The sequence below is a fragment of the Clostridium uliginosum genome (assembly GCF_900112485.1).
GTDB classification, from domain to species: domain Bacteria; phylum Bacillota; class Clostridia; order Clostridiales; family Clostridiaceae; genus Clostridium; species Clostridium uliginosum.
Map to the genome: position 1 here is coordinate 14673 of NZ_FOMG01000033.1, position 16694 is coordinate 31366.

The 16694-nt window shown below is 26.2% G+C and carries 15 protein-coding genes; 9 read left to right on the forward strand and 6 right to left on the reverse strand.

Going from position 1 to position 16694, the window contains the following annotated elements; translation table 11 throughout:
• Positions 1-230 precede the first annotated feature (230 nt).
• Positions 231-851 (forward strand): TetR/AcrR family transcriptional regulator, encoded by a 621-nt coding sequence (locus tag BM027_RS15815; protein ID WP_090093962.1) that lies wholly within the window; start codon positions 231-233, stop codon positions 849-851.
• Between the two features lie 241 nt (positions 852-1092).
• On the opposite strand, the gene BM027_RS15820 is transcribed toward BM027_RS15815, so the two are convergent.
• On the reverse strand, positions 1093-1731 hold the full coding sequence (locus BM027_RS15820; protein WP_090093965.1) for a DUF4397 domain-containing protein: 639 nt from the start codon (positions 1729-1731) through the stop codon (positions 1093-1095).
• Positions 1732-1740: 9 nt separating this feature from the next.
• Positions 1741-2346 carry a hypothetical protein gene (locus BM027_RS15825; protein ID WP_090093967.1) on the reverse strand — a complete coding sequence of 202 codons (606 nt, stop codon included), beginning with the start codon at positions 2344-2346 and terminating at the stop codon, positions 1741-1743.
• A 169-nt stretch (positions 2347-2515) separates the two neighbouring features.
• Here BM027_RS15825 and BM027_RS15830 point away from each other — a divergent pair, with 169 nt between their 5' ends.
• Entirely contained in the window at positions 2516-3820 is a 1305-nt protein-coding gene (locus BM027_RS15830) for an aminotransferase class V-fold PLP-dependent enzyme (protein ID WP_090093969.1), read from the forward strand.
• A gap of 124 nt (positions 3821-3944) precedes the next feature.
• Here the strand turns inward: BM027_RS15830 and BM027_RS15835 are convergent, their stop codons facing one another.
• Complete coding sequence (locus BM027_RS15835; RefSeq protein ID WP_090093972.1) at positions 3945-5162, reverse strand: 6-phosphofructokinase; 1218 nt, start codon at positions 5160-5162, stop codon at positions 3945-3947.
• A gap of 197 nt (positions 5163-5359) precedes the next feature.
• Here BM027_RS15835 and BM027_RS15840 point away from each other — a divergent pair, with 197 nt between their 5' ends.
• Both BM027_RS15840 and BM027_RS15845 read left to right on the forward strand, forming a co-directional pair.
• Complete coding sequence (locus BM027_RS15840; RefSeq protein WP_090093975.1) at positions 5360-5911, forward strand: manganese efflux pump MntP; 552 nt, start codon at positions 5360-5362, stop codon at positions 5909-5911.
• Positions 5912-5976: 65 nt separating this feature from the next.
• Complete coding sequence (locus tag BM027_RS15845; protein WP_090093977.1) at positions 5977-6387, forward strand: Fur family transcriptional regulator; 411 nt, start codon at positions 5977-5979, stop codon at positions 6385-6387.
• A 213-nt stretch (positions 6388-6600) separates the two neighbouring features.
• On the opposite strand, the gene BM027_RS15850 is transcribed toward BM027_RS15845, so the two are convergent.
• From BM027_RS15850 to BM027_RS15860, 3 genes are all read right to left on the reverse strand, one after another.
• Entirely contained in the window at positions 6601-7398 is a 798-nt protein-coding gene (locus tag BM027_RS15850) for a metal ABC transporter permease (RefSeq protein ID WP_090093980.1), read from the reverse strand.
• A gap of 237 nt (positions 7399-7635) precedes the next feature.
• Positions 7636-8310 (reverse strand): metal ABC transporter ATP-binding protein, encoded by a 675-nt coding sequence (locus BM027_RS15855; RefSeq protein ID WP_090093983.1) that lies wholly within the window; start codon positions 8308-8310, stop codon positions 7636-7638.
• Between the two features lie 265 nt (positions 8311-8575).
• Positions 8576-8983: a hypothetical protein gene (locus BM027_RS15860; RefSeq protein ID WP_090093986.1), complete on the reverse strand. Its 408-nt coding sequence runs from the start codon at positions 8981-8983 to the stop codon at positions 8576-8578.
• A gap of 192 nt (positions 8984-9175) precedes the next feature.
• Between BM027_RS15860 and BM027_RS15865 the strand changes: the two genes are divergently transcribed.
• From BM027_RS15865 to BM027_RS15885, 5 genes are all read left to right on the forward strand, one after another.
• Positions 9176-9589, forward strand: a complete 414-nt coding sequence (locus tag BM027_RS15865) for a DUF6762 family protein (protein ID WP_090093989.1) — start codon at positions 9176-9178, stop codon at positions 9587-9589.
• A 164-nt stretch (positions 9590-9753) separates the two neighbouring features.
• Positions 9754-11538 carry an oligoendopeptidase F gene (gene pepF / locus BM027_RS15870; RefSeq protein WP_090093996.1) on the forward strand — a complete coding sequence of 595 codons (1785 nt, stop codon included), beginning with the start codon at positions 9754-9756 and terminating at the stop codon, positions 11536-11538.
• Positions 11539-12041: 503 nt separating this feature from the next.
• Complete coding sequence (locus BM027_RS15875) at positions 12042-13025, forward strand: rhomboid family intramembrane serine protease (RefSeq protein WP_090094001.1); 984 nt, start codon at positions 12042-12044, stop codon at positions 13023-13025.
• Positions 13026-13241: 216 nt separating this feature from the next.
• Complete coding sequence (gdhA, locus tag BM027_RS15880; protein ID WP_090094003.1) at positions 13242-14588, forward strand: NADP-specific glutamate dehydrogenase; 1347 nt, start codon at positions 13242-13244, stop codon at positions 14586-14588.
• A gap of 558 nt (positions 14589-15146) precedes the next feature.
• The gene (locus BM027_RS15885; RefSeq protein ID WP_090094006.1) at positions 15147-16535 is read left to right on the forward strand and encodes a glycosyltransferase family 2 protein; all 1389 of its coding nucleotides are present in this window, start codon (positions 15147-15149) and stop codon (positions 16533-16535) included.
• Positions 16536-16694 lie beyond the last annotated feature (159 nt).

Below are 16694 nucleotides of genomic sequence, written 5' to 3' on the forward strand. Positions count from 1 at the left end.
TTATGGTGAAAAAATCACAAGCCTTATATTATTATACTATTTTATAATATGTATATCAATTTGAGGCATTATGCATATGAAAGAAAATAGCGAGTAGAAGATGTGATGTATATTTTGCATAGCAAGGATGCATGCTTGGCTCATAGCTTATTTATCATGTAACACAAAATAGACTAGCATACTAACTTATTACTTTTTTTAATATGCCTAATATATATGGAGGAATCAAAATGGAATTTAATAATGAAAAAAATGATAGAATTACAAAAAAGAAACAACTAAAAGAAAAACAATTATTTTCTGCTGCTTATGAGCTTTTTCTTAAACAAGGGATAGAAAAGACTGCTATAAATGACATAGTAAAGCAAGCTGGAGTTGCAAAAGGGACTTTTTATCTTTATTTTAAAGATAAATATGATATTTTAAATAAACTTATTCTTAAAAAAAGTAATTATATATTAAGTGAAGCTTTAGAGGCAACAGCTAATGAATCAATTAAATGTTTTGGAGAAAGGACATTATTTTTTATAGATCATATAATAACTAATCTAAAAAATAATGTATTACTTCTTAAAATTATAAATAAAAATATATCTTGGGGTTTATATAGAAAAGCTATAATGAAACCTGAAGAATATGAGCAAGTAAGAAAGGTAACTGATATATTCATTACAAACTTAGTTAATGAAGGAATGAGTAAAGAAGAAGCAGAGATGACATTATTTATGATAATTGAACTTGTTGGAAGTGTTTGCTTTACTACGATTATATTTAAAGAACCAACAGATATAGAAAGTATAAAACCAATATTATTTAAGAAAATTTTATCAATGATTAAAGTAGAGAATTAAGTTGGGTGCACTAAATCAGGCATATGGAATAAAATAACAAGTCAAAGATGCAACGAATATATTGTGTAAGGGCAAGGAAAAAAATTATCTCATAGTTTGTCTATTAGCTAAACTTATCGACACAGTATGATGCAAAAAAACTAGTATACTGACTTGTTATTTTTTTGAATATGCCTTAAGTTATATACAACTGAAAAGACTGTGTATAACTTATTTAGCTGGTGCACTTTGGATATCTAAACTATTTTTTAATAGCCATTTTTTTATCGACGCCATCTTTAATAAGTATATATCCTACTTGAGGAGAATCATTCATCAATCCAACAATATATATTGTTATAAATACACCTTTTTGTAAGTCAATATTACTTATAAACTTACTGAAGCTATTATCAGAAGATGATACAATAAAATTGTATATACCAGGAGATATTGGATAATATTCATTTGTCTCCAAGTATGCTGATTCACTAAAAAGCACTGTTCCTTCAGGTAACATTAAAGACAACAATGGTGAATTAGGTGAAAGATTAATAAATCTTACAAATGATAATAAAGGATTACTACTAGTTATAGTATCATTTACAGTGAAGAATTTTATTTCTTTATTTTGGTAAGTTATATTAATAGTAATCATATTATTTGGCAATAACTCAATAGACATTGAAATTATTGGATCATCATAAGTAGAAGTTTTATATAATTGTATATTATATTTTCCAGGTGCTAAATACATATATTCCGTAACTTGTCCAAAAGCAAGATTAGAGTATAATAAAGATCCATTAGCATATATATCAACATTTGGAGCACTAGGTATAGCGTGTATAAATCTAATATTAGACATTAGATCAGGTAATGAATTTCTAAATAAAAGCATTTAACTCACCTACTCTTTACTACAATAGTTTAATGATAATTTTATTAATCTTTTAATAATAACTCTTGAAATTGGATAAGGAATTTTATAAGCAGAAAGAGTGCTTAGTATAGCTGGGTGCTTTTTTTCAATTTCTGAATAAATCTTATTAATGTCATTATTGCAGCAAGCTCTTTCTAAATCTATATTTTCATCAAGATCAAGATCAAAATTTCTCAAGATTTCTTCTGGAGTTAGTATTCTCATACTTGAATTTTCATTTGTGTTAGTATTTGTTATATTCTTATTTAGGGCATTATAATAAGAATACAACTCAGATTCACTTGTTTCAGATGGAAATAAGTTCAAATAGCTATCATTATTATTTGAATTATTTTCTACATTAGAGTTTGTTGTAGATATAGGAACAGAACTAGGCATTTCATAATTACTAAAAGCCCGTTGAAATTGATTATTATGAGTATAATTGTTATTGAAAATTGAATTATTCATATCTATAAAAGGTGTTAATGACGATAATTTATACTCAGAGTTATAGTATGATTTTAATGGAACGAAATTAATATCAGAAGTATCGTTAGAGTCTGTAGCCATATATTTTTTATCAGGTCTCATTTTTTATATTACCTCCCTATATTTCCTTATTAAATATATGAAATTAAATGACTATTTGTTACCTTTTATAATATGAACCAATATATATATATATTACATTATTTCAGAATGTGTTTATGATGACACAATAAATAACTAGAGTGAATAGGATATATTGGAGGAGATGTATATGAGGATAAAAAATCAGAAGGAGATTAGAGATTTATTTTTTGGAATAGATGAAAAAGTTTATGATTATAAGGGGAATAGTATAGAGGCTATAAATTTTGATAATGCAGCTACAACTCCTGTTTTTAAATCAAGCTTCTCATATATGAAAAAGCTTAGCAAAACCTATGCATCTATAGGTAGAGGCACTGGTCAAAAAGCAGAAATATCTACTGAATTATATTATGAATCCAAGAGCTTTTTAATGGATTTTTTTCATATAAAGAATAGGGAAAAATATGTTGTAATATATGTAAATAATACAACGGAAGCTTTAAATAAATTATCAAAAACTTTAATAAAAGAAGATGATGAAGTAGTTCTTATCTCTAGAATGGAGCACCATTCAAATGATCTACCTTGGAGAAGCAGAGGCAAAGTAGATTATATTGAAGTTGATAAAAATGGAAGACTTAAATTTGAAGAATTAGAAAAAAAACTAAAGAGTAATTTTGGAAAAATAAAATATGTATCTTTAACTGGAGCTTCTAATGTAACTGGATATGTTAATGATATTCATGAAATAGCTAAAATAGTTCATAAGTATGGAGCTAAAATAATAATAGATGCTGCACAACTTGTAGCGCACAAAGAAATTAATATTAGTGGGAACTGTGAGGAAGAACAAATTGATTTTTTGGTATTTTCTTCTCATAAAATATATTCACCATTTGGAGTAGGAGCAATAATAGGGTTGAAAGAAGATTTTGTTAATTCAGTTCCAGATTATTTGGGTGGGGGAACTGTGGAATTAGTATTAGATAATGAAGTCAAGTATTTTGGCCCACCTGAAAAAAATGAAGCTGGAACACCAAATTTTTTAGGTGTAATGGCTTTAGTTAATTCCTTAAAGATGATAAGAGCTATTCAGTATTCTTTTATTGGAGAACATGAGAGTATTCTTTTAAAGAGAACGTTACAAGGGTTAAAAAGTATACCACAGGTAATAAATTATGGAGATATTGAAAATATTGACGATAGGCTTGGAATTACAATTTTTAATATAGATGGGCTTTACCATCGAGATGTAGCAGAAATGCTAGCTAAGAAAAGGGGTATTTCAGTGAGACACGGATGGTTTTGTGCACATCCATATTGCAGAAGACTTATGGATGTAACTGAAGAAGAAGCAAAATGTTTTTTAAGCGATTGCAATAAAAAAATGCCAGGAATGGTAAGAGTAAGTTTTGCACCATATAATTCTATAAGAGAAGTAGACTTATTTTTAAATGCAGTAGAAGATATTGCTTCAGGAAGTTTAAAATAATGTTATTAAGGGAACTCATAGACAAAATCTATAGAGTCCCCATTTTTTATTTAGGCATAAGAAAGAAAATATACTAGCCATGTTGACTTGCTATTTTTTTGAATATGCCTTATGTGGGTATTGGTTAATTATTAAAAACTTTATACTTTGGTAAATTATTTTCAAAGTTTAAAGTAGGAATACCTTCTATTAAAGGCTCAAAATAAGATAAGGCTTCTTCAGTTACAAAATTACCTTCATCATTAATCCATTCTGTAGGAAAGTATCTAACATTATTAGCTATTTTATCAGCATCCACTAAAAAATAAGAAGCTTTATATTCAGAACCTAATTCACGTTTTATAGCAACCATTTTACCAGTTTCGTTTTCAAGTGCATATTTTAAAGCTAAATATCCAACTTTATATGATTCCTCTAAATCTCTATCAGAGGAACAATGCATAGCACAACGTTGGAGTATTCCAAGTTCTAAAGCTTTTACTCTTGTAGTAAAGCCTTCTTTAAGTATTAATTCTCTTAAGCATTGTCCAACTCCACCTAATTGAGCATGTCCAAATTTATCATTAGAAACACAGTTGAATTCAGATACAAATCTACCATCTTTATTTTTAATACCTTCTGAAACAACTATATAAACCTTATTTTGTTTTTCAAATCTTTCTTTAACATCATTAATAAATTTATCTTTATCAAAGATTGTTTCAGGAAGATATATGAAATCAGCTACAGGCTTATTGTCAATTTTTGATATGCATGCTGAAGCAGCAAGCCATCCTGTATCTCTTCCCATAGTTTCTAAGATAAATATACCATTATTAATATAAACTGATGCATCTAAATAAGTTTCTAACACAGATGTAGTAATAAATTTTGCTGCACTACCAAATCCCGGTGTATGATCAGTAAACATTAAATCATTATCGATAGTTTTAGGGATACCAATAAATGTTATATCAATATTATTATCTTTAGCATAGGCTGAAAGCTTTGCAATAGTGTCCATAGAATCATTTCCACCTACATAAAAAAATGATGTTATATCATATTCTTTAAGTATTTGCATTAATTTTTCATATTCGTCTGAAGAATTATTTAAATCTTGCAATTTATATCTGCAAGAACCTAAACCAGAAGATGGAGTATATCTAAAATTATATATTTGATTTTCATCGATTGATGAAAGATTAATTATATTTTTATTTAAAATTCCTTCAATACCGTTTAAACCTCCATAAACTTTGTCAAAGGCTTTAAGTTCTTTATTACTATTTATTAGGCCAACTACACTAGCATTAATAACAGATGTAGGACCCCCTGATTGTGCTATGATACAATTTGACATTAAAAAACGCTCCTTTTTAAACTAATTAGTTCAAATGTGATATACTAATTAGCCATTAGTAATACTCTATTTAATAATATACAATAAAAAAAACATTTAATAAAGACTTTTTTAGTTTTTTTGCATATATTTTAAATTTCTTAATTATTATTAATATAGGGAATTATTAAAAAATAATAGATAGGAAAGTGAGAAATATGAGTTTAAGTGAAGTTATTATGATAGGAATTGCTTTATCTATGGATGCGTTTGGAATAACTTTAAGTATAGGATTAAGTTCAATGCTTACAAAAAGAAATAAGATTAAGTTTATATTATCTTTTTCAGTTTTTCAGTTTTTATTTGCATATATTGGGGGAGGACTAGGATATTTATTTGATACGTATATTATTAGTATTTCTTCTGTTTGTGGTGGAATAATAATTGGTATTGTAGGTGTACTTATGATATTTGATGGAATTAAAAATGAGGAGAGTGACGTTTTAATAAAAAATAGTACTTGTATAATACTTGGAATATCAGTTAGTATAGATGCTTTAGTTATTGGATTTACAGTTTTTCATCATTTAGGAAGTAATTTGATTCTTATGGTTAATTCATTACTGATTGGTTTAATTACTTTGTTTATTTGTACATTAGGATTTTTTATTTGTAGATATATTAAGAAACTTAAATTTGTCACTAAGTATGCTAACTTTTTAGGTGGTTTGGCATTAATATTATTTGCATGTAAAATGATATTTTTTTAATTGTGCTACCCAATATTCTATATGTTATAATATAATTAATAATATTTTTTAGGGGATATACAGCAATGGAATTAAAAGATTTTTTAAAAATAAAGAATATAAAAGTTACTAAAGGAAGAGTTGAAATATTACATATATTAAAAACTTTTGATGTTAGTTTATGTGCAGAAAAGATATATCAAATATGTAAGGGAAATCATATAAATATTAATTTAAGTACAATTTATAGGACTTTAGAGTTGTTTGATGAAAAAGGAATTATAGATAAAATAGTTCTTGAAGATGCGGTATTTTCTTATAGACTTAAGAAAAAAACGCATATGCATTTTTTAGAATGTGATGTTTGTCATAAAGAAGTTGAAATTCCATGTCCTATGACACAAATAGAAGAAATGGTACAAAATAAAACAGGATTTACGTTAACAGAGCATAATCTTGTTTTAAAAGGTATTTGCAAAGACTGTAAGAAGAAATAATATGTTGCATACTGATTTATTATTTATTTTAATGTGCCTTAAATGAAACTAAACTCATATTGATTTGAAGAGTAAAATTATAGTTTTTTTTGATTATGTAATATCTATGTAAATTATACTTAAACTAAATTTACATAGATATTGAATAGAGAGGCTGTGTTAAATACATAATGTATTTAACACAGCCTCTCTATTATTTTTTAAAATAATCTCTTATTGAGATTTTGTACTGTTTGTGAATATTAAAGTCAATATGAGCATTATAACAGATGTTAAAGCTATTGTACCTCCGGGAGCACTATTTATATAATAAGATAATACAAGGCCTATCATAACATCTAAAAATCCAAATAGCATTGAAAAAATCAGAGTTTTATTAAATCCTTTTTTTAATTGCATAGCAGTTGCTACTGGAACAACTATAATAGAGGACACTACTAAAATACCCATAATTCTTATTGAAAGAGATATAGTAGCACCAACAAGTAATGTAAATATGTAATTTATAAGTTTAACATTAATACCAATAGTCTTTGCACCACTTTCATCAAATGTTACATAAATTAATTTATTATAAATAAATAATAATATTAATAAACATATACCACCGATGATAGTTATTAATAATATATCAGATTTTGTTACAGTTAAAATACTACCAAATAAAAATGAATCTACTTTAGCTGAAGCTTTACCACTACTTATTAGAATAATTGCAATACTTAAACTTAAAGTTAAAACGATAGACATAACTAATTCAGCATATTTTTTATAATAATCTCTTAAAAATTCTATTATAATAGCACAAAGTGAAGTAAATAAAAAAGCTGTAAGTAGGGGATTTACTCCTATTACAAGGCCTATAGCTACTCCTGCGAAAGATGAATGGGATAATGTATCACCAATCATAGAATTTCTTCTAAGTACAATAAAAAGTCCGATAAATGGACATAATATAGAGACAATAAATCCTGCCATAAAGGCATTTTGCATAAAATTTAATTCAAACATATGGAGAAGTACCTTTCTAAATTTCTAAATTTCTAAATAAAAAAACTTGATTTTAAGCTAAAAAATATTTTATAAGGTATAAGAAAAAAAATAACGAGTCAAAGATGTGATGTATATTTTGCATCAGGCAAGGATGTTTGATTAATAACCCACCTATTAGACAAACATCCTGACGTAGTATGATAGAAAATAAACTATCTATACTGAGTTGTTATTTTTTAGAATATGCCCAATATTTTAAATAGCAAAAGAGTTTTGTTGCTCAGATTTAAGATGTTTAATAAAATCATCTTTTGTGTATAAATTAAGGATTCCATTATGTATTTTTAAAATATGACTGGAATACTTAAGTGCAATTTTAGTATTGTGTTCAACTGAAATTATTGTTTTTCCAAAATTTTTATTTAAATTTTTTAATAATGGATATATTTCATTTTGACTCTTTTCATCGACTCCTGTTGAAGGTTCATCTAATATTATTAAATCAGGATCACCTATTAAAGCTCTTGCAATAAAAATTCTTTGTTGTTGTCCTCCAGATAGATTTCCAATTAAGTTATTTTCAAAATCATCCATATTAACTTTATTTAATGAATTTTTAATTTCATTAAAATCCCTTATTCCCATAATTTTAGCATGAGTTGATAATATTTCTCTTACTGTTATAGGGAATTGAGCATTAAAATTATCTAATCTTTGAGGAACGTATGAAATTTTATTAAAGTCCAAATTAATAGAGCCAGAATTAGGTTTTAAAAGACCTAATATAAGTTTTACTAAAGTACTTTTACAACTTCCATTTTCACCTAATATAGATAAATAAATACCATTTGGAATTTTAATATTAATATCTTTTAAAAGTGGTTCTGATTTATTTGTATATGAAAATGATAAATCATTTATATTGATCAAAAAACAATCAACTCCTTAAAGTTACAGAATAAAGTAGTATTTTTCAAATTCCTAAATATATTATATACTCACTTGCAAATTAGTTGCAACTATTACTTAGGTTTATTAGGCATCTTAAAAAAGTAATAGTGCAACATATTATGTATATTTTACGCTATATAGGTATATGTAGTTCACTGATATTAGTAACTATTAGTGAATTACATATAACAAAGTATGCGCAAAATAGATGATCATATTGATTAGTTATTTTTAAAACGATGTACTAATCTATGGAAGCAGTTACAGGATAAGATTCTTGCAAAATCCATGAACTATCTTTAATTTTTTTGAAATTCCCCTTTATAGATGTTTTTTTATGAGGGTCAGATTTAGAAAGTCCAGAGGCTTCAACTACAGCAGTTTCTCCATCACAATATACTAATGACATTTCTTGAACTCTTAAAAGCTTATTTTTGCTATCTAAGCCAGTAGTGAAGTTATGTTCTACTGAGTATGATAGATCTGTACATTTATTTGAAATATAAAGTTGTTTAGTTATAAAAAAGGAAGAAATTATTATAGCTAATAATGATAAAAGTAGTCTAAAGCGTTTTTTCATATTGATTTTTTTCTTGCGTTTACGTATACACTTTTTTTGTCTATTAATTTGTGATATATTTTTTTTCTCCATAAAAACACCTTCTTAAATATTACTTATTTATTTGATAATATTACCATAATTTTACAATAAATAAAATAATTTATATGTATTTTATTGGAAAAAAATTAATAAAGAAAGAATCTCTATTGCCTATTTGGATAGAATATATTTATAATGTAGTTATTATAATGGAAAAATAAACATTAAAAGGATGGTGCAATTATGGATTTTTCAAGTTTAGTATTAATAGAAAAAGATAAAGAAACAGGATTTATAAAAAGCGAACTAGGAAGTTTTGAAGTTAATGAAGGTGGGGTTTTTGTTAAAAAACTTTATGTTTTAGATGGAATAGTAAATATGTATTTTGATACTAATAAAAATGTAGAAGAATGGGAATATTCAGCTATATATGATTTGTTTAACACAGAAGCTTTTGTAGAAAGAGGATATGAAATTGAAGAGGATTTAGATGAATACGACCCTACATATATTATAAAATTTAAATATCAAGATGATTTTGCAATTATGAAAGAAAAGATACAAGAATGTGTATCTTTAATTGAAAAGGAAATGAATAATGTGTGGGAAAAGATTAAAGATAAGAAAGAAGAATATATGGAATCAAGTGATTCTTAAGTTTAGTTAAAATTTTATGACATAGGGTATTTTCTTTTATATGCATAGAATAATTTATCTATAAGAACCTAATAAATAACAGATGCTTAAATTATTCTTAATAAACCTAGAGAAATGAGTTTATAAATATGTAAATTATGAATCAAGTTTTAAGGAGGAAACAGATGGAAGAATTAAAAAAAAGAGCAGAAATTGATCCTAAGTTTAAGTGGAAAGTAGAAAAAATATATCAAAATCTTAAAGAGTGGGAAAAAGATTTTGAGGAATTAAAAAAAGAAGCTCCTAGATTAAAGGAGTTCTCAGGTAATTTAACAAGTGGAGAAAGCATATTAGAATATTTAAAAATTAATGAGAAAATATCAAGAAAAGCAGAGGTTTTATATGTTTATGCACATTTAAAATCTGATGAGGATACTTCAAATTCAACTTATCAAAGTTTAATGAGCAAGATTGATATATATATGGCAGAATTTTCAGGATATACAGCATTTTTTGTTCCGGAAATTTTAAGTTTAGAAGATGGATTTATCGAAAAAGAAATAAAAAGGTTAGATGAATTAAAGAAATTTAAATTTTTATTTGATGATATTTTAAAAGAAAAACCTCATGTATTAACAAAAGATATGGAAGAATTATTAGCACTAGCTTCAGACTGCTTAGATGCCCCAGCAGCCATTCACAATATTTTAACAAATGCAGATATGACGTTTGGCAAGATAAAAAATGAAGAAGGAAAAGAGGTAGAGCTAACAGAAGGAAATTACTCATCTTTTATAAGAAGTAAGGATAGGGAAGTTAGAAAAATTGCATTTAAACAATTATTTGGAGAATATAAAAAACTTCAAAATACATTAGCAACTTCTTTAACTTGTTCAATCAAAAATTTTAACTTTAGTAGTAAAGTTAGAAAGTATAATTCTGCTTTAGAAGCTTCATTAAAGCCTAATAACATACCATTAGATGTATATAGAAATGCAATAAAGGTTATGGATAATAATTTAGATTCTCTTCACAGATATATAGATATAAAAAAGAAACTTTTAGGATTAGATGAAATTCATATGTATGATTTATATGTTCCAGTTATTGAAACTCCAAAAGAAAAAGTTCAATTTAATGATGGAGTAAAAACAATATTACAAGCATTAAAACCATTAGGTGATGAATATTTAAATATATTTAAAAGCGGAATAGAAGATGGTTGGATGGATATATATGAGAATAAAGGTAAAAAGGGCGGAGCATATTCTTGGGGTGGTTATGATACTATGCCTTATGTTCTATTGAACTATAACAATGAGTTAAATGATGTTTCTACCTTAGCTCATGAGATGGGTCATTCAATTCATTCATATTATTCAAGAAAAGAACAACCATATTATTATGCAGGATATACACTATTTTGTGCAGAGGTTGCTTCAACAACGAATGAATCGTTATTAATTCATTATTTAATAGAACAAGAAACTGATGAAAAGAAGAAAATGTATCTAATTAATCAAGAATTAGAACAAATAAGAACTACAGTATTTAGACAGTTAATGTTTGCAGAGTTTGAATTATATACTCATGATACTTTAGAAAAAGGAGTTCCATTAACTGCAGAAGATTACAATAAGGCATGGCATGATTTAAATGTTAAGTATTTTGGTGATAAGATAATAATTGATGAGGAGATTAATGTAGAATGGTCAAGAATTCCTCACTTTTATTCCGATTTTTATGTGTATCAATATGCTACAGGATATGCAGCTGCCTCAGCTTTTTCTAATTCAATACTTAAAGGAAAAGAAGAAGCAGTACCAAAATATAAGAGTTTCTTAAAAGCTGGAGGAAGTGATTATCCAATAAATATATTAAAAAATGCAGGAGTAGATATGACTACTGATGCGCCAATAGAAGCAACAATAAAAAGGTTCAATGAATTATTAAATATGATAGATAAGTAAATAAAGTATGTATAAATTTAATAAATAACGCATCTAAAAAAACAACAGTCCAATATAGTAGATTATTCACCAGTTGTTTTTGAAGATGCCTAAGTATTATTTTAAAAGAAGAATAAAATAATATATCATAATTTAATAAACTTATGATATAAGGCACATTCAAAAAAATAATAGATCAGTATGCTTGTCTATTTTGCGTCATACTGCGTCGACCAATTCAGATAATAACTTGCTATTAACTGAACTTGTCTCCTTGCCTGACACCAAATATACGATGCATCTTTGGTCTATTATTTTCTTTCATGTGCCTAATACTCAGAATTTTAAAATTTAAGAATTTGTTTTAAATGTGAGGTTAGAATATATAGTATATATAAAGAGCTGTCTTAAAATAAAAAGTTTAAGGCAGCCTATTTTATTAAAATAAAAAATATTGGCTATGTAACAATATCAACACGATTTTAAAACAGAATCAATATTTAAAGGGGGTATAGCAAGAGGAAATGAAAGATTTAGAGAAAAATTTGTATAAATATTTAATTGATAAAGAAAATTTTTATATGAAACAATATTTTAGTAATTTTCATAAAGAAGAATATTTTATTGGAATTAAGGAATTAAAAGACGGAATATATTGTGTGTTAGTAACCAGAGAGGAAGATGAAGAAATAAATCTTCAAGAAGCTCTTGAATATGTTAAAACATTAAAAAAACCATTTTTATTTAATTTAGTTGTTTTATCAAATGGAGAATATATAGGAAATAACTATTCTTATGTAAATAAGATAGTCATAAATGAAAAAGATTACAGTGAGATTTTATGTGATGATTTATGTACTCCACTAAAAAATATAATTAACAAAGTTAATAACAAAAAACAATTTAAAGCAGATAAATTCAAGAAAAACAAACTAAGTACACTTATATTGATTGTTATAAATATTATAATTTTTATAATAACTGCAATATTATCTAAAAATATATTCTCTATTGATATAAATGTGTTGATAAAGTTTGGAGCAAAATATAATGAGTTTATTTATCAAGGTGAAATTTGGAGATTGTTAACTTGTGCATTTTTACATGGAGGAATAGTTCATATAGCTTTTAATATGTATGCATTATATATATTAGGGCCACAAGTTGAAAAGATTTATGGTATAAAAAGTTATTTAACTATATATTTTATAGCTTGTATAACATCAAGCTTGTTAGGTCTTTTAATTAATAAATATACTATATCTGTAGGAGCTTCAGGTGGAATATTTGGACTCTTAGGAGCAATACTAGTATTTGGAATAAGGGAAAGACATAAAATAGAAAAGGGATATATATCAAATTTAATAGGTTTAATAGTATTCAATTTAATGATTGGTTTAAGAGTAGCTAATATAGATAATCTTGGACATATTGGAGGGTTTATTGGTGGAGTAATTTCTTCATATCTTATTTTAATTATATGTAAAGGAAAGATATTTAATAATTAATAACAAAACAGTAAATATAGTGATGAATTGATAAAATTTAACTAATATATATAATTTTATGGCAAAGATATTGAATTTAATGTATTATTATATAATAATTACAAAATTTAAAGCATTGTCTTCCTTGTCTAGTTCAAAAAAATTTACGAATATTTGACTAGTTATTTATTTTACAATGCCTTAATTGAGTGTAAATTTTAAGGAGATGAATTTAATATGGAAGCAAAACAATATGTTGATGGTGTATTAAAGGAAATTAACAAAACAAATCCAGGAGAAAAAGAATTCATAGATGCAGCTACAGAAGTACTAAATTCCTTAGTACCAGTATTTGATAAACATCCAGAATTTATGAGAGCAGCTTTACTTGAAAGAATAGTTGAACCAGAAAGACAAATTATTTTTAGAGTTCCATGGGTAGATGATAATGGAAATGTAAAAGTAAATAGAGGATTTAGAGTTCAATTTAATAGTGCAATAGGACCATATAAAGGGGGTCTAAGACTTCATCCTTCAGTTAATTTAAGTATAGTTAAATTCTTAGGATTTGAACAAATATTTAAAAACTCTTTAACTGGATTACCAATAGGTGGAGGAAAAGGAGGCTCTGACTTTAATCCTAAAGGAAAGTCAGATAATGAAATTATGAGATTTTGTCAAAGTTTTATGGCAGAATTATATAAATACATTGGTGGAAATATGGATGTCCCAGCTGGCGATATTGGTGTCGGTGGAAGAGAGATAGGATATCTTTATGGATATTATAAAAAATTAAAATCTTTAAGTGAACAAGCTGTTTTAACAGGAAAAGGATTAACATTTGGAGGAAGTTTGGCTAGAACTGAAGCTACAGGATATGGCTTAGTATACTTCACAGATGAAATGTTAAAAGATAATAAAACGAGTTTTGAAGGGAAAACTGTTGTTATTTCAGGATCTGGAAATGTTGCTATTTATGCAACACAAAAGGCTCAAGAATTAGGAGCTAAAGTTGTGGCTTTAAGTGATTCAAATGGATATATTTATGATGAAAATGGAATTAACTTAGATGTAGTTAAGGAGATCAAAGAAATAAAAAGAGGAAGAATCAAGGAATATTTACATTCTGTACCTAGTGCCAAATATGAAGACGGATGCAAAAACATTTGGAAAATCAAATGTGATATCGCTCTTCCTTGTGCAACTCAAGAAGAAATAGATGAAGAAGCTGCTAAGATACTAGTCCAAAATGGAGTTAAAGTAGTGGCAGAAGGTGCTAATATGCCTTCAACATTAGTTGCTATTGATGTATTCCAAAGTAATAATGTATTATTTGGGCCAGCAAAGGCTGCTAATGCAGGTGGAGTTGCCTGTTCAGCTCTTGAAATGTCACAAAATAGCATGAGATTATCATGGACATTTGAGGAAGTAGATGAAAAACTTCAAGAAATAATGAAAAATATTTATCATAATGCAAAAAATGCAGCACATGAGTATGGACATGAAGGAAATATATTAATGGGCGCAAACATAGCTGGATTTATGAAAGTAGCAGAAGCTATGATGGCTCAAGGAATTGTATAATAAAAATTAAAAAGAATATAAAAGTATAAAATTTACCTAGCCTCTAAATTTATTAATTTATTTTTTAAAATTTAGAGGCTTTAAAATATAGTAAATAAAAAAACTAAGTTAGTATATAAAAAATTATTGATAAATATATTACTATAAGGGTAATATATTTATATAAGGCACATTCAAAAAATAAATAGACTAGTATGCTTGTCTATTTTGCGTCATACTGCGTCGGAAAATTCAGCTAATAACTTGTTGTTAACTGAACTTGCCAACTTGCCCTTGTACCAAATATACAACGCATCTTTGGTCTATTATTTTCTTTCTTGTGCCGAAGAGTAAAGTTTAAAGTTAAAATAACTATAAAAAGTTAGTTATTTGTAAAGATGAAAATATTATGGTAAATGATTACATAAAACGCAAATTAAACAATCTTAATTTTATTTTAAGAAATACATACTTGATTTTTTATTTATATTGAAATATATTAGATAAAGATGTAGTTAAAATGTGTATATAAAATAATAAATGAAAAATAATTTTCATTTAGCATTAGGAGTGAATGTGATGGGAAAATACATTTTTACCATAACAGCTGTATTTCAGATATTAATTTTTACATTAACATGTTATTATATGGTTTTAGGTATTGTAGGACTTTTTAGAAAAAAAGAAAAAAAAGATTATACTTCAAAGAAAAAGTTTGCTTTATTAATTGCAGCTCATAATGAGGAAGTAGTTATTAGTCGGCTTATAGAAAGTATGTTAAATCTTGATTATCCTAAAGATATGTATGATATTTTTGTAATAGCAGATAATTGTACTGATAATACTGCTAAAATTGCAAAAAAATATTCAGTAAATGTTTGTGAAAGATTTGAAAAAGATAAAAGAGGCAAGGGTTATGCGCTAGAATGGATGTTTGCAAAATTATTTAAAATGAAAAAACAATATGATGCAATAGGTATATTTGATGCTGATAATCTTGTACATAAAGATTTCTTAAAAGAAATTGACTTTAAGATGTCACAAGGTTACAAAGTTGTACAAGGGTATATTGACAGTAAAAATCCTGAAGATTCTTGGATAGCATGTGCTTATTCAATAGCTTTTTGGACACAAAATAGAATGTTTCAATTAGCAAGGGCAAATGTTGGATTTTCTAATCAAATTGGAGGTACAGGGTTTGCTATAGATACTAATACTTTAAAAGATTTAGGTTGGGGAGCTACTTGCTTAACAGAAGATTTAGAATTTACATGTAAGCTTGTTTTAAATGGAGAAAAAGTAGGCTGGGCTCATGATGCAATTATTTATGATGAAAAGCCTTTAAAATTGGCTCAATCTTGGACTCAACGAAAAAGATGGATGCAAGGTTTTACAGATGTTGCTTCAAGATACTTTTTTAAATTGGTGAAGAAATCTATCAAAGAAAGAAAATGGTACATTTTTGATTGTGCTTTATATGTACTACAACCATTTACTACTTTGATGTTGGCTATATCAGCTATATTAACAATAATACAAGTAGATTCACCAGGTTTAAATATATTTATTTTAAGTTATTTATTTAGTGATATCGGGTGGAAGGTTTTTGCTTTAGTTCAATTTTTAATTACACCATTAATATTAGCTTTAGAAGAAAAAATTTCAAAAGCATTTTTATTTATGATGGTTTTATACTCAAGTAATGTATTTGTTATTCCTTACGTACTAAGAGGAATGGGAAGTTATACTGTTTCCATTTTAGTAACTTTAGGATTTAATTTAATCTTTTTACTTATGGTATTAGTTTTCTTAGGAAAAAAGAACTTAGTGTTATTCTTTAGATTTTTATTATATGGCTTATATACAGTAACTTGGATACCAATTACTATTCAAGGAATATTAAATAAGAATAATAAGGAATGGAATCATACTAAACATGTTAGAAACATTGAGATATACGATGTGTAATTTAATTACTAACAGTGAAAAACATATTATATAATTAGTAATATAAAAGAGTGCTTATTAAAGGTTGGTTTAAGATTTATTGTCTTATTCTTTAACGAAATAATATAGTGCTCTTATTTTTGTGTTAATATAGAAAATTTTTTAATAGGGCTAAGTATT

Bases quoted from the DNA above. Each gene is read 5' to 3' on its own strand.
- BM027_RS15815 (WP_090093962.1), top strand. From the start codon at position 231: ATGGAATTTAATAATGAAAAAAATGATAGAATTACAAAAAAGAAACAA.
- BM027_RS15820 (WP_090093965.1), bottom strand. From the start codon at position 1,731: ATGCTTTTATTTAGAAATTCATTACCTGATCTAATGTCTAATATTAGA.
- BM027_RS15825 (WP_090093967.1), bottom strand. From the start codon at position 2,346: ATGAGACCTGATAAAAAATATATGGCTACAGACTCTAACGATACTTCT.
- BM027_RS15830 (WP_090093969.1), top strand. From the start codon at position 2,516: ATGAGGATAAAAAATCAGAAGGAGATTAGAGATTTATTTTTTGGAATA.
- BM027_RS15835 (WP_090093972.1), bottom strand. From the start codon at position 5,162: ATGTCAAATTGTATCATAGCACAATCAGGGGGTCCTACATCTGTTATT.
- BM027_RS15840 (WP_090093975.1), top strand. From the start codon at position 5,360: ATGAGTTTAAGTGAAGTTATTATGATAGGAATTGCTTTATCTATGGAT.
- BM027_RS15845 (WP_090093977.1), top strand. From the start codon at position 5,977: ATGGAATTAAAAGATTTTTTAAAAATAAAGAATATAAAAGTTACTAAA.
- BM027_RS15850 (WP_090093980.1), bottom strand. From the start codon at position 7,398: ATGTTTGAATTAAATTTTATGCAAAATGCCTTTATGGCAGGATTTATT.
- BM027_RS15860 (WP_090093986.1), bottom strand. From the start codon at position 8,983: ATGGAGAAAAAAAATATATCACAAATTAATAGACAAAAAAAGTGTATA.
- BM027_RS15865 (WP_090093989.1), top strand. From the start codon at position 9,176: ATGGATTTTTCAAGTTTAGTATTAATAGAAAAAGATAAAGAAACAGGA.
- pepF (WP_090093996.1), top strand. From the start codon at position 9,754: ATGGAAGAATTAAAAAAAAGAGCAGAAATTGATCCTAAGTTTAAGTGG.
- BM027_RS15875 (WP_090094001.1), top strand. From the start codon at position 12,042: ATGAAAGATTTAGAGAAAAATTTGTATAAATATTTAATTGATAAAGAA.
- gdhA (WP_090094003.1), top strand. From the start codon at position 13,242: ATGGAAGCAAAACAATATGTTGATGGTGTATTAAAGGAAATTAACAAA.
- BM027_RS15885 (WP_090094006.1), top strand. From the start codon at position 15,147: ATGGGAAAATACATTTTTACCATAACAGCTGTATTTCAGATATTAATT.